This window comes from Paenibacillus sp. RC67, from assembly GCF_030020805.1.
In the GTDB taxonomy this organism is placed as follows: domain Bacteria; phylum Bacillota; class Bacilli; order Paenibacillales; family NBRC-103111; genus Paenibacillus_S.
The window spans coordinates 1,196,735-1,210,826 of sequence record NZ_CP125098.1 but is presented as its reverse complement, the minus strand read 5'-3'; the positions used below and the strand labels follow the sequence as shown (position 1 = coordinate 1,210,826).

The following is a 14,092-nucleotide window of genomic DNA, read 5'->3' as shown; positions in this document are numbered from 1 at the left end:
ATATTTAAATTTTCTAAATATTCAGTATTCTGTGTGGTGTATACATGTTGATATCGAAACTCTCTGTAAAACGTTTTCGCTTTATATTTATCCGATAGATTCTTTCGTTCTGTTGAGATGCTCAATCATCGTAAGGACCGCTGCTTCGGGATCTCTTCGTTCCAGCGTCGATATGATTTTCAAATGCTCCAGCAGCACCTCTTGCATCCGGTTGCTTTTCTTCACCGCTTTAAGACCGATCAGCTGAGATAAATTGTGAAAACTGAGCAAAATCTGCTCTATCAGCTCAAAGCCTGCAAAATGAATCAATGTACTGTGGAACTGCTGATCTAAATGAATGAATCCAACCTCGTCGCTCTCTTGCATCGCCTTTTCCTGCTGCTCACAGCTGTATTTCAATTGTTCGAGCTGCTCTTCGTTAATCGTCTCGGCTAGTTTTTTCATTACTTCGCTCTCTATGGATGACCTTACAACAAAGATTTGCTCGATTTCACTCTCGGTGACTTTGCGAATGGACATTCCTTTGCGCGGAATGGAGGTTATCAAGCCCTCTTTCATTAAATCCAGCAGCGCCTCGCGAACCGGAGTTCTCGATGTGTTTAAGGAGTTAGCCAGTTGAACTTCGGTGAAAATTTCCTTTGAAGAAATATAGCCATTAAGAATCACCTTTTTAATTTCGTTATAGGCTCTCTCCTTCGTTGTCGTATGTTTAACAATCGGATTCATGTTAAATTTCAAATCAACAACTCCTCACATCTGGTTGCTTTATCCAATTTTTTCATTTATTTCATGTACACATAATACGTGATACACAATAGGTGGTCAACACTTTTATGAGATATTATACCTATCCAACCTGCTCTCCTTAGGGTAACTAAAAACAGGTAAGGGGCCTATCTAATCTGATTCAGATAGCCCACTTTTATTTCATTCTATATGGAACATTTCAAAGAACAGGATTTTGTCTCTATGGCCGATAAGTCGGTTTCCTGAAGCTGACCCTAAATTTTGAAGTGACCGATGTGTCCTTGAAGCTCTTGAGCCATTCTGCTCAAATCGCCCGCACTTGCCGTAATTTCTTCCATCGACGCCATTTGCTTCTGTGCAGACGACGAAACCTCTTGAGCAAGATGAGTCGATTCCTTAGCAATGTTCGCTGACTCGTCCAATGATGCGGATACTTCCTCTGTACCTGCTGCAATTTCTTGAGCCACAGCAGAAATTTCCTGTACCTGATCCGCTACTTCCTGTGCTGCTTTATAAATAAGGTCGAAGGTTTCACCTGCATCGGCAACGACCTGAATGCCAGTTTCTACTTCTTTTGCATTTTCGTTCATGGCTTCAACCGCTAGGACGGTATCGTCTCGAACCTGCCGAATCAATGCTGTAATTTCGTTGGCAGACTGGGCGGACTGTTCCGCGAGCTTTCTGACTTCCTGTGCAACTACAGCAAATCCGCGACCTTGCTCGCCAGCACGTGCAGCCTCAATGGCGGCGTTTAATGCCAACAGATTCGTTTGGGAGGAAATCTCCGTGATTAATTTGACAATATCACCGATTTCTTGGGACTTCTCATCCAGACGATTGATAACAGAAGTACATTCGTTTACCTTAGCGTGGATATTATCCATTTGATACGAAATTTTCTCAACCGTTTCTTTCCCTTTTTCCGATTCATCCGAGGTTTTAATTGCACTCTCCGCCATAACGGAAGTTCCTTGAGCAATTCGCTGTACACCGGATGCCATCTCTTCCATCGCATTAGCGCTTTGCATAGCTCCGTGAGCCTGAACGTCCGCGCCGTCCGCTACCTTTTGTATCGATTGAGCTATTTGTTGGGAAGCGACGGAGTTTTGATCCGCACTGGCCGATAATTCCTCGAAAGTGGCGGCAAGCTGTTCGGAATTTAGAGATACTTGACCGATCAAGCTCCTTAGGTTCTCCGTCATCGTATTAAAATCCGTTGCCAGCTGTCCTACCTCATTGCGCGAGCGCACCTTCAGATGCTGCTTCAAATCGCCCTGCGCCAACTGGTTCATTGCTTGTCCTACTTGAATAATTCCTTGAGACATCGTTCGTCCCAGCCACAAAGCAATAGCAACTCCAACGACCATAATAATGAGTCCTACCAAGAGCGTGCGCAGCCACATCTTATCCAAAGTCTCTGTAAATTCAGAATAAGGTGCAGTCACCACCAGCTTCCATACACTGTCTGGAATTTGCCGGACACCAACCAAATGTTTGGATTTATTTTCATTTATATAACCGATAAACGGCTCTTGCATTTGCAGGAATTGTTCGTAGCTTGCTTTTTGTTCAGGAGTCTCTGCCGTTTCCAGAATGTTTTCCGTCAACACCTTGCTGGCATCCGGATGGGCCAAAATATCTCCTTTATCGTTAACCATGTAGGCATAACCGCTCTGGCCGAACTGAATGCGTTGAACGATAGCTGCAATTTGCTCGCGACCGATTGCCCCTGTAATAACACCGGTAATAGTGCCGTTAGCGTCCCGGATCGGAGCAGTCGCGTTCATGATCATGCTGTTATCCGCTTTGGAAATCATCGGCTCGCTAATTAACGTTTTGCCGGTCAAGGCAATTTGATAATAGTCACGTGAGCTGATGTCAAACTTGGTTCCGATCGCTTTCTTCTCAATTTGCTGCCCTTGCCCTTGAGTATCGAAGAGGGAGAAGCGTAAAAAATCGGAGTTTCTCGATAAATAGCCCTGTAGTACTCCGACACGTTCGTCAAATGAATTGCCCTTTACAAACGCCGGCAGACCGGTAATCCCATTCATCTGCGCTGTTACTCTATCGCGCCATTGAGTAATTAACTGAGCATTTAATTCCAGCTGCTGACTGACGTTCAATTCAATATCCTGCTTAAGCATATCCGATGATGACTTGTACATAGAACCGCCTACAACGGCAACAGTAACAAAAATAACGGCAATAACGGCAAGCATCAGCTGCGTTCTGAAGCTTCTCCAAGACTGTGACTGGAAAATTGCTGAGAATCGTTTTGTGTTCATATTCCTCTCCTCATAAGTTAATAAAAAAATGGCTATTCAAATTTGAATAGCCAAAATATACAAACATCCTCTGTTTTGGCAACCCGGCTATCATAGTTTAAGCAACCTTAGACCCGTGGCTTTGTGTCTCCATCTTTCGATTGGATTTACCTTTTTAATATGAAGTTGTTAAATAAAGGAATGCCATTATGTCCTCAACATCACCTCTAGATGCAGTTGCACGAAAATGATAGCGAGCTCATGTAGGTCTTTGGGTGCAATGAAACACAACAAAAATTTTACTTTTGTATACATAGTACATAATACTCAATACTTGAGTCAATACATTTTTTGACAATGTAATTGTTCTTTCGACAAGGACAGTAGTAAATGTTTGGAATTATGACAAAATTACAACAGCACAACTGCGTTCATACTTGCCCTCCATGGTTATGAAAAACCCTATAATAAGTCAGTACCCAGGTCTGGATACAATTTCCTTAATAACAAAAAAAAGCTGCAAAATGCGCAGCTTTTTTAATAAATTATGGATTTATTATTAAGATTATCCCAAAACAGGGCTAGATTGTTCCTTCTTCCTCAACAGCAAATTCAAAATCATCCAGATCAAATACTTGGACTTGAATGGAAGCTTCGATCACTTTCTCGATAAAATCCGGCTGATCGGTCAAAATCGGCACTTGCTCTCGAATGGAAGTTAATACCAACTCTGTCTCGATTGGATCGAAGGCTTCACCATATTCTTCATTATCGTAGGAGTTTACCATTGTTAACGTTACCGCCTCATTTAACGGCATCGGTGGACTTTTGGCCCACGGAACGTTCAAGGCGCGCTCCATTTTTTTCCGGTTCAATGGCTCTTCCAACAGCTCGATCAGCTCAGCAATTTTCACTCTAACATGCGTTTCATCGCCCGCATCCGGCATGATCGGTTCCTTGCTGTCCTTCAGCTCGTACAGCTCTCGAATTGTAGTATAAGGAACGAGGTATTCAACCGGTTGGCTAGGAACGAGCAGTTCTCCATATACCGCAATCATTACAGCTTCTATGACAAAGCTTTTGCGCATCGCTCCGCCCCCCTCTCTGTCTGTAGTGATTATAGTGGATATCATTCTAATATCCCATTATATCACTATTGCAGTCTCTACACATCAGAAGCTTACCTAAGCAAATAAGCCTATCCATCAAGGTATAAGCACCTTAATGATAGGCTGATTCAATAGATTCTTTCCACTTTAACGCGCCTCGTTCTCCAAGATCCAAACGTCTTTGGCCGGAAGCTCCGCTACGCCGGCACGTTCTTCTCCGTTCAACAAATCCTTATACACAACATCTCCAAGGTCGATAGCTACCGGACGGTCAGTATGATTGAGTACGAAGGTGTACTGCTGGCCCTGCTTCGATCGACGTGTCACCTCGATGCCCTCGGGAGTATGAAGCAGAGGCACGACTCCACTTTCTTGGCAAATACGGAGCAGCAGCCGGTCCATAAATTCGGCGTTCGGACTCGTTGCGACATACCAGGCCTCTCCCTGCCCGAAACGGTTGCGGGTCAGCGCCGGCATTCCTTGATAGAAGTCCGAGCCGTATTCAGCCATTACCTCGGCTCCCTCAGAATGAATCAAGTCGCAGAGCAGGCGGCAGCCGTAAGTGCTTCCAGCCTCTAGCTCTCCGAAGGACGATGTCATGACGATATCATTGGATGCTTCAGGAGGCAGCGCATCGATTTCTTCAGCCCAAATACCCAGCAGGGAGCGCAGCTCTCCTGGATAGCCACCGAGCGTAACAAGGTCGTTCTCGTTCACAATGCCGCTGAAGAACGTCGTCATGAACCGCCCTCCCTGCTGTACATACTGCTCCAGCTTGCTTGCGTAACCTGGCTTCATCATGTACAGCAAAGGGGCTATTACCACTTTGTATGACTCAAGGGGTGTATCCACACCGATCAAATCAACCTGGATATTGCGATCGAACAAAGCCTTATAGTATTTCATCAGTTCATCCACATACTTGAGCTCTTTACTTGGCCCGGAGGACATCTCTACCGCCCACCAATTATCCCAATCGAACAAGATGGCAACTTTGGAATCAAGCCGCGAATCCAGCAGTGTGTCTCCAAGACGCTGCAGCTCCTCGCCAAGCTGAGCGCATTCCCTGAACACCCGGGTATGCTCGTGTCCTGCATGCTCGATAACCGCGCCGTGATATTTCTCGCAAGCACCTATCGAGCGCCGCAGCTGAAAGAACATGACTGTATCTGCTCCCCGCGCGACCGCCTGATAGCTCCACAAACGCATCACCCCAGGGCGCTTCAAGCTGTTGTAGGCTTGCCAGTTCTGCTGGCTCGGTGTCTGTTCCATCAGCATGAACGGGTCGCCGTCCTTCAAGCCCCTCATCAAGTCATGTCTCATAGCCGTTACACTGACAGGAGTGTCGTAACGAGGATAATTATCCCAAGACACAATATCCATCGACTTTGCCCATTTGAAGTAATCAAGCGGCTTAAAAGTACCCATCAGGTTCGTCGTTACCATAATGTGCGGTGTTGCAGCTTTAAGCTCCTCATATTCTGCCTGATAGCACTCCAGCAGCGCATCGCTGTTGAACCGATTGTAGTCCAGGGAAATACCTTGAAACGTCGTCTTCCCGTCACCAAGCTGCTCGGTTAAGGCACTTGGCAGCACAATTTCATCCCAATCGTGGAATGTGTGTCCCCAGAAACGGGTATTCCATGCCTTATTCACCGCATCCAGCGTGCTATATCTCTTCTTCAACCAGACGCGAAACGCCTTTTCGCATTGGTTGCAGTAGCAGCTGCCACCGTACTCGTTGTTGACATGCCATACGGCTAATGCCGGATGATTGCCGTAACGCTCTGCCATTTTACGGGCCATAAGACGGGAGAAATGCCGATAGGACGGGCTGCTCGGGCAAAAGTTATGCCTTCCTCCAAATTTGCGCTGCTTGCCATCCGATGTGACACGCAAAACATCGGGGTACCGCTTGGCCATCCAAGCTGGCACAGCCGCCGTTGAAGTAGCTAGGCACGCATAAACGCCATTCTGTGCCATCTTGTCCATCACCTCATCCAACCATGTGAAATCAAAGGTAATTTCATCCGGTTGAAGGAGTGCCCACGAGAACACCGCGACGGTCGCCACATCAATACCTGCCAGCTTAAATAAACGCATGTCCTCATCCCAAATTTCCTTAGGCCATTGGTCCGGGTTGTAATCTCCGCCATAAAATATTTTGGGCAGCTTCGAATTGATCATCCTCAATCGCATCCTTTGTGTCTTAGTAATATTCTCGTTTACACCGCAGCAATAAGGTGCAGGCTTCCGCCATGCCCCAGCTTCATATCCAGTTGTCGGCCCTCATGACACAGTGGTACAACGCCCGAATCAGATAGCGCTTACATTAAAATCTTCTGTACTACATATAACAACATGAAGAGGTGTGTTAACGCCTTTAAGTACAATCATTCCTATCATAAGTTGGCCATCATTCTTCCATCAATCTCAATATCTTAATCTGGTATTAGGATATGAAACTACCACCAGAAATAAAGCTGCCTTACTTTCATAATTAAGCAAACGCTCAGCATTTACTCAGCTTTAATTCAGTAAGTCTGGCGAAGCTTCGACTTCTACGATTCATAAGCCTAAGGATAAGAAGCTTCCCCGCTCCCTTCGCGAAGCCGAGATCTGAATTCCTTTGGAGAGCATGGATTGTAGCGCTTGAACATTTTATAAAACTGCGCCACATTCGGTATACCGACGCTGCAGCCAACCTCCACGATACTGAGATCCTGAGTTAGAAGCATGCACTCCGCCATTTTTATCCGCTTAAAATTGACATAATCGACGAAAGTCACTCCCATCACTTTTTTGAAATATTTCACAAAATAATGATAGCTCAAATTCAGCAGACTGCAGACGTCATGCACCGTGATCTTCTCCCCAATGTGCGCATCGACGTAGTTCAGCACTGGCTTTAATCGAATAATTTCGATGTCCTCCGATCCCTTGAGCAGACCTTGTTTGTCATTACGGACAAGCAGCAGCATCAGACTTTTAACCGCTATGGCAATAGCCATTTCGTATCCTCTTCGTTTCCCCTGCATTTCCTCGAAAATATGCAGGATCAAGTGATGAGCCTCCCGCCGGGCATCGGGATAGTTGGAGAATATATAGTTCAAATCGTCCAGCGGATTCGTCAGCTCCGAGAACCCGTGCAGGAAGGGCAGCGTGCTCTGATCCAAATATTGGGCCAGGTTCACTTGGAGCACCACATAGCGAAGAGGAGCCGTACTTCTATCCGACCTATGCAGTTGGGATGAGCCAAGTATGAATACATCGCCGTCATGCAGAGTAAGGGCCGTGTTCTTCGTGTATACATCCAAATCTCCTTGTAAAATGGCTAGTAATTCAACTTCCTTATGATAATGCCAATCCCCGATATGAACGTTATTGCGCTGCAGCTCCCACACTTTCAAGAACAACAGCGGATTTTGATAAATGACCAGCTCATTTCTTGCCTCAGCAATCGTCTCGACAGACTTAGCCATCTCTCCCCACCGCTCCCACTCCATAGAATATGAACAGAGCAAATTTGAATGTTCATCTTCCCTTAATCCTTAACAATTTTTTAACATTAAAAAACAACAAATGGCAATTTTGAATAAATATTGATTAAAAATTAGAATATCATTTTTTTGCTTCTATTTCTATAATTTTACTTACTGGAATCGTTTACAACGATATTTTTAGGAGGTCCAAAAGCGATGTTCAAATGGAGTGGAAAAAACGGAGCTTTACTAAGTCTTGTCATCCTGGCAGGCTTGCTCTCTGCTTGTGGAGGCAAGGAGCCGACAGCTGTTGGCAAAGATCAATCTAAAGTTAAGGAGGAAAATAAAGACCCCGTAACGGTTACATTCGGAGTCCGCCCCAGCTATTTAACCGATAACGAAATTCAACGCTATATCATTGATCCTGTGAAGAAGAAATATCCTTATATAACCGTCGATATTGTCAAATTGGATGATAAAAACAACTCCTTCGAAAAGCTGCTCGTAGCAGGTGCCCTGCCGGATATTAACGTGACCAATTCATTAACGCTGCAAGGAACGAAGCTGCTCGGCATCCAAGAGGATATGACAAAAATAATAAAGGAAAACAATTATGATCTAAGCCGATTCCAATCCGAGCTTCTCGATACTGTCAAAGCGAACAATCAAACCGACTACCTGGTCGGAATTCCTTACTACGTCCAGTTTAATGCACTGTACTATAATAAAGATATTTTCGATAAATTCGGAGTCCCTTATCCTAAGGACGGGATGACTTGGTACGAGGTGACTGAATTAGCTAAAAAAATGACCCGGATGGATAATGGCGTGCAGTACCGCGGTTTCGAGCCGGACTCCGTGTATCGCCCCGCGTCTCAGTTGTCTCTGCCTCTCATCGATCCTAAATCTTACAAGTCAATTGTAAATACCGATCAGTGGAAAACCGTACTGGAAATGGTTAAGAACATTTACAGCATTCCAGGCAACAATAAAGTCCAGCCTTTCAGTCCAGGCGTGAATGCATTTGTCAAGGACCGCACCATTGCCATGCTCGCAGGCTTGAACAACCTCGGTAATTTGGCCGATGTCAAAGATGTGTGGAATAATTGGGATTTCGCCTCGTATCCGGTGTTTGCGGAAAGACCCGGCATCGGCACACAAGCAGATTTTCATCTTATGCTGATGTCCCCATCGTCGAAGGTAAAGGACGCTGCCTTCAAGGTCATGACGACCATCGTCTCCGATGAAGTACAGCTGGATATGGCTCATATGGGTAAAGGCTCCGTGCTGAAGGATAAGAAATTCCAGGATGAATTCGGTAAAGATCTTGATTTCCTTAAAGGGAAAAACGTTCAAGCCATATTCAAAACCAAGCCTGCTCCAGCCTTCCCGCCAACGGAATTTGCCAGCGAGGCGTTTAACCAGATTACGAATCTTATGAAAACAATCATGAAAGATAATCTGGACGTTAACACGGCTATGCGCCAATATAACGAGCAGATGGATAAATTTATCGAGCAAAACCGAACTAAGTAGTTGCTTGTTATAAGAAAAACCTGAGGCTGTGCCTCAGGTCCTTGTCTAAACCCATACGTTTATGCGTCGGGAGGGAATTGGGTGTGGGATTCCGGCCGCTGTTGAAGTCGTGTTCCTTTGAATTGTAGGCTTTCAGCGGTAGGAACACGAGCTTCAAAGGCGGACGCTATCGCTCCTCCACCCCACACCCATTCCCTCTTTTGTTCTACTCTGAGCTTTGCGTTGCTTCCGTTCTTCTTAACCGCTCTTTGCGGGGAGCCCCGAAATTTATAAAATCTATACTGTTAAAAAAAGAAGATATAGGCTCGCGCCTGTATCTTCTTTTTTTGCGTTACGACTTCAATCGATTCACTGTTGGGATAGACTCTGAACCCATTGCATCGTCCGGAATTTGCTTGGTGCCTTGCCGTCGCCAATTCCGCCTCCCCATTCGATATACCCTCTTCTTAAATTACCGTCGTTCTCATTGACCACCAGTGAGAAACTGAATACCCCGTTCTCTGTCCGAATCGGCGCTAATTCCGACCATGGCAACGCCATTTCATAAGTCGTAAGCTTCTGAGTCTCGTCTCTCGCGATATGAACGATTCCATCGGCAACCAAGCCTTTGGCAACACCAGAGGGTGTTATCCACCTGTATATTTGAGGACCTGCCGGGGTTTGTGAAATGCCGTATTCATAATAATTCGGATCCTCGCCGGGCAAGCCGTTCGAGATAGCAAACTGAATGCTATCGTTATTCCACATATTCACATCGGTAGCCGGAAAAGCATAAATATCATCTTTAATCGATGCCGTCAAATAAAAATAGTTTTCATCCCGATTGAGCCATAGCGAGCCGCTTAAATCGTCTGCCCCTTTATAACCGTTCACCTTCACGTTACCCTTGGATAAATCGATGGTTGGCGGCTTTGCAATGATAAGCGGGTCGGGATTTCCGTCTACGTTAACCGTTCCGCTATAGACCGGATTGAATTCGATAGAGCCCGTATAAGTGAATGATTTATTGTTACCGTAAGCCACGTTCACGTTAGCCGTATAGCTTTTTGCCAGCTCTATATTTTGCAGAGCAACATCGAACTCACCTATTGCTTCGGGCTGCATCACTTGATTCAGTTCCTGATGGCCTGATAAAGCTCCAAGCTGCCAATCTACTCCATGCACAGGTAAAGCGTTCACTTTCGAATGATTTTGCACTTGCACCTTGATCGATTGGCTGAGCGGTGTCGCATCCTTAGTGATAGGACGAATGCGGATCGACTCAGACTGATTCACTGTCGCTGCGTGCTGAAGCAGGCCGATTTGACCACCGGATTTCAGAACCCCTTTCACCAGTCGGGTCCCTGGCTCCTCTAACCCGCTAACAACAACAGACTGGAGCTTGGTTTGACCTGGAGCAGCGTGAAGAGGATAGGAATTGCCCTCTACTCCCAAGGTATAATCAAGTGCTTCGGTGCTCGTGTTGTTCATCTCAACCTGTAGTGTTACCGGCTCTCCTGTCAGCGAGCTTTCCCCGTGAACCGCAAATGTTGCATCCTTGCTTATCCCTTGGATCTCCCCTTTGATATAGATAGGTTCTCCAGTCAAGGTAATGTAGATGTTGCCATTCACCGGCGTAAACATTTGCGCATTTCCCATCATGTCTGTAATTTCAACAGGTTGATTCGTCCGGATAACAGCCGAATCGGATGCCAGTGACCATACGACCCGTTTACTCTGTCCGGCTTTGGCAAACCGATAGCTTTTCAAGTCGGACTCTAATGACTCTTCACCAGTAAACTCCCACCCGGTGAGTTCCCTTGTCATAGCTGCATAAGCAGCATAAGCAGGCTTTGGAGCAAACGCTCCGAGCGGGTCAGCTGCATTTCGGAGCAACCCGAAGTTATCTTCGTTATAGTCATTACGGAGCCCGTCATTCGCCAGATCGTACCAATATATTTTCTCGACTCCACTTGAAATGGCCGACACATAGTAACGAACCAAATAATTCGCTTGCTTAATTTCATCGATGCCATTAGCCGCTTTGAAGGTTGGATAACCGAATTCCGTAATCCAAATCGGTTTATCTTGGCCATTATTATACTGGCGAATCAGTGCCTTAATCTGCTCCATGGAGTCGGCTACGCCTTCTGGTTCATCCGGGTAACGATAAGGATGCAGAGTTACTGCGTCCATGTATTGCAGCCCACCCAGCTTGAACACTTCCTCGATCCAGCTCACTGCATCTTCAGAAGCCACAATGCCGAAGACCGGGAATTCAGGATGCTGGGATTTGACAGTCTCATACGTTTTTTTCAATAATTTAAAATAATATTCTGGCCGGGAGTTGGCGGGACTGTTGCCCCTTTTTCCAAAACCACCGTTAAACTCATTGTAAGCTTCCATCGCAATCAACTGATCTTTATAATAATCAACGTACGCTTCAGCATAATTGGCAAAACCTTCACGCCCTTGATCGGTATATGGAGTTCCATTGTTGTCGTAAAACGGGTTATTGTATGCGGCCACAAACACCATACCGATACCCTGCTCTTTGAGCTTAACCATGTAATTATCGGGAGTTGGATTGAATGTGTACACTCCCTTGGTCTTCTCAATCGCATGCCACTCAATGCCATCCCGGACCGATTTGGCTCCTGCCTGTTGAATTAACGGGATTGTGCTGGTCTGTCCCCGATGCAGATGGGTTGCGATCCCAAATGGAGAATCCGCTACAGCAGTAAAATCATAGGGCGATAGAACAGCGAACGACGTTTCTAATGAGACTTGCGGTTGCTGGTTCGTAGATCCCACGGTTGCCACGAGCTTAAAGTAGCCTCGTTTGGAGAATGGGACTTGAATAAGGATTTGGCCTTTGTCATTGTGTCCTGTTCCTTCAGATATTTTAGCGCCTTGCATATCGTAGACAGACCATGTAACAGTGGACTGCAGCGCAGCTACTTTGAACTGGATCGGTTCATTTTCGGTAAACACATTTCCGGTTTTGATTTGTTTCAGCTCCGTTATAGGTATGTTCACCGTTACATAGGGGCCATCTTGGCTCCACTGATTTTGAGTGCTTCCAGCTTCGATCTTGAATGTGTACGTTTTGCCGATATCGGCATTTTGAGTCGGAATATGATAGGTAGTGCCGGTTACGGTTGCAATGGATTTGCCATTTTGAAGGACACGATAATTTCCCGCAGAACCTTCCGGTTCCGACCATTTCAAATCAAGACCGTTCTCATTCAATTGTACAACTTCAACGCTGGCGCCGGAGGGCCACTTTGGAGCCGCTGGATTAACACGGGTGTGCGATAGGGACAAATAGGGCTGATTCGCTGTGCTCTCTTTACTGTTGATATGGATAAGAGCACCGCTCTTGGCGCCTTGAGTAAAACCGAAGCTGGCTACCTGATCGGATTCGAGCTGCGCCTTCACAAAGGAGGTGACATCCACCTGAATCCATTTCCAGGTCAAGCCTACATTCACATTAGCCAAATAATGGTCCATGACCGGCTTATCATTCCAGGTCGTCATATTCTCACTCCACGAATCGTCCTCCATTCCGTACAATTGAAAAGCCAATGGACTGCCGTTAGCATTGTTTACAACGGCATAAACGTTCAGCGTTGCCGTTCCCAGCTCCCCGGTATAAGAACTTAGATCAAATTTCATATAGGATTCCCGGGAATAATTCGGATCACCGGTCCACGTCCTAACCTGAAGTATCGGGGACGTACCATAATTGGTGTTTGCGAGCGATCCCCCATTCATATAAGTATCTGCCAGCGGCGGGAGCTGAATTGCGGCATTGTTCGTTTCGAGCGCGTAAATCAAGGAGCCCCCGTTGGTCATTAATAAGCATGCAATAGCCATGATCAGCAAAGTACGGATGGCGGGATTTGTCCGTCGGAAAGCCTTCATAAACCATCACTCCTCTTCTAAAAGTGGTTGAACAAAGCAAACCGTCTTTCTCTAAACAAACCAATCAGTATGTCTTCAAGTTTTTCACCTCCCCTGCTCTTATTTCGATAGCTGTTTCATCCACTCCGATCCACACGGATAGGGCTGACGGGTTATGTACAATGTGGCCGGACACGGAATAACGAAGCTGCCGGATAGCTCTCAAATAAGCAACAATTTCGGAATTGGTGGCATACCAGATATCGCTGTGTCGCCCTACTAGCTCCCCGAACTGTTCAACCATGCTCCAATTTCCGTCTCTCTCGAACTCATAGCTATGGCCCCACACATAAAGTAGAGCCATTCGCGAGTGCCTGGGCTTATCGGAGAGAAGTCTTTCACCATACTCCAGCATTTGTTTATGATGGCAAGTCGGATGCCATAGCAGGAAATCGGAAGGCATCTGGAACGTATGACTGCTGGCCGTCGTTCGAGCATATTCAATGCCAAGGCCAGGCAATGCCGACACAACCTGTTCATTCCAAGAGCCATACGGATAACTCATGCCACGAACAGGATAATCAGTAAGCGCTTCCAATGAACTGCGGTCTTCCATGATCTCCATAACCACGCGGTCCGGAGGGGTCAAATCCAGGAAAGGATGCGCTGCCGTATGGGCAGATACTTCGTGACCAACGTATAGAGTCCGAACCTCGTCCACACTAATATAACCGGGCTTCCCCAGAAATCCCGAGTTTAGATGAAACGCACCTTTCAAACCGTAATCGTTCATTTTGGCGACAAGCATACGGTCCTCTTCTCTTCCATCGTCGTAGCTCAATGTAATGGCTTTCGTTCTTCCGCCGGGAAAACGGTCGTATTGTATCCTCAAAGCTGTTCCTCCTTGTAGAGGGAATGGTGTGAAAATAACCATTTCACGAGCTTGCCGATAACCCTAAGAAAATTAATTTGCACATATAATCCGGTGAGATATCCCCTCCAGCCACTGTTGTCATTGGGAAAATCTAATCGTTTTGCAGCGGGTATTTCCCAATGACAAAGGTGGATG

The 14,092-nt window shown here is 46.1% G+C and carries 8 protein-coding genes and 1 riboswitch; of the genes, 1 reads left to right on the top strand and 7 read right to left on the bottom strand.

What is annotated here, in order from left to right:
• Positions 1–87 precede the first annotated feature (87 nt).
• The 5 genes from QMA13_RS05595 to QMA13_RS05575 form a co-directional block, all read right to left on the bottom strand.
• Positions 88–738, bottom strand: a complete 651-nt coding sequence (locus tag QMA13_RS05595) for a GntR family transcriptional regulator (protein ID WP_282940065.1) — start codon at positions 736–738, stop codon at positions 88–90.
• A 263-nt stretch (positions 739–1,001) separates the two neighbouring features.
• Positions 1,002–3,032 carry a methyl-accepting chemotaxis protein gene (locus QMA13_RS05590; RefSeq protein ID WP_282940063.1) on the bottom strand — a complete coding sequence of 677 codons (2,031 nt, stop codon included), beginning with the start codon at positions 3,030–3,032 and terminating at the stop codon, positions 1,002–1,004.
• 74 nt (positions 3,033–3,106) lie between these two features.
• A riboswitch (cyclic di-GMP riboswitch) is annotated at positions 3,107–3,193 on the bottom strand.
• 399 nt (positions 3,194–3,592) lie between these two features.
• Positions 3,593–4,099, bottom strand: a complete 507-nt coding sequence (locus QMA13_RS05585; RefSeq protein WP_282940061.1) for an ADP-heptose synthase — start codon at positions 4,097–4,099, stop codon at positions 3,593–3,595.
• A 168-nt stretch (positions 4,100–4,267) separates the two neighbouring features.
• Positions 4,268–6,307 carry a beta-galactosidase gene (locus tag QMA13_RS05580; protein WP_282940060.1) on the bottom strand — a complete coding sequence of 680 codons (2,040 nt, stop codon included), beginning with the start codon at positions 6,305–6,307 and terminating at the stop codon, positions 4,268–4,270.
• A gap of 389 nt (positions 6,308–6,696) precedes the next feature.
• Positions 6,697–7,602, bottom strand: coding sequence for a helix-turn-helix transcriptional regulator (locus tag QMA13_RS05575; RefSeq protein WP_282940059.1), 906 nt, complete (start codon positions 7,600–7,602; stop codon positions 6,697–6,699).
• Positions 7,603–7,818: 216 nt separating this feature from the next.
• On the opposite strand from QMA13_RS05575, the gene QMA13_RS05570 reads away from it, so the two are divergent.
• A complete protein-coding gene (locus QMA13_RS05570) occupies positions 7,819–9,138 on the top strand; it encodes an ABC transporter substrate-binding protein (RefSeq protein ID WP_282940058.1) in 1,320 nt (439 codons plus the stop codon).
• Between the two features lie 348 nt (positions 9,139–9,486).
• Here the strand turns inward: QMA13_RS05570 and QMA13_RS05565 are convergent, their stop codons facing one another.
• Positions 9,487–13,044, bottom strand: coding sequence for a CBM96 family carbohydrate-binding protein (locus QMA13_RS05565; protein WP_282940056.1), 3,558 nt, complete (start codon positions 13,042–13,044; stop codon positions 9,487–9,489).
• A gap of 64 nt (positions 13,045–13,108) precedes the next feature.
• On the bottom strand, positions 13,109–13,915 hold the full coding sequence (locus tag QMA13_RS05560; protein WP_282940054.1) for a polysaccharide deacetylase family protein: 807 nt from the start codon (positions 13,913–13,915) through the stop codon (positions 13,109–13,111).
• Between the last annotated feature and the right edge of the window lie 177 nt (positions 13,916–14,092).

What these genes read in the sequence shown, in the direction of transcription:
- QMA13_RS05590 (WP_282940063.1), bottom strand. Translation starts at nt 3,032, where the DNA reads ATGAACACAAAACGATTCTCAGCAATTTTCCAGTCACAGTCTTGGAGA.
- QMA13_RS05585 (WP_282940061.1), bottom strand. Translation starts at nt 4,099, where the DNA reads ATGCGCAAAAGCTTTGTCATAGAAGCTGTAATGATTGCGGTATATGGA.
- QMA13_RS05580 (WP_282940060.1), bottom strand. Translation starts at nt 6,307, where the DNA reads ATGATCAATTCGAAGCTGCCCAAAATATTTTATGGCGGAGATTACAAC.
- QMA13_RS05575 (WP_282940059.1), bottom strand. Translation starts at nt 7,602, where the DNA reads ATGGCTAAGTCTGTCGAGACGATTGCTGAGGCAAGAAATGAGCTGGTC.
- QMA13_RS05570 (WP_282940058.1), top strand. Translation starts at nt 7,819, where the DNA reads ATGTTCAAATGGAGTGGAAAAAACGGAGCTTTACTAAGTCTTGTCATC.
- QMA13_RS05565 (WP_282940056.1), bottom strand. Translation starts at nt 13,044, where the DNA reads ATGAAGGCTTTCCGACGGACAAATCCCGCCATCCGTACTTTGCTGATC.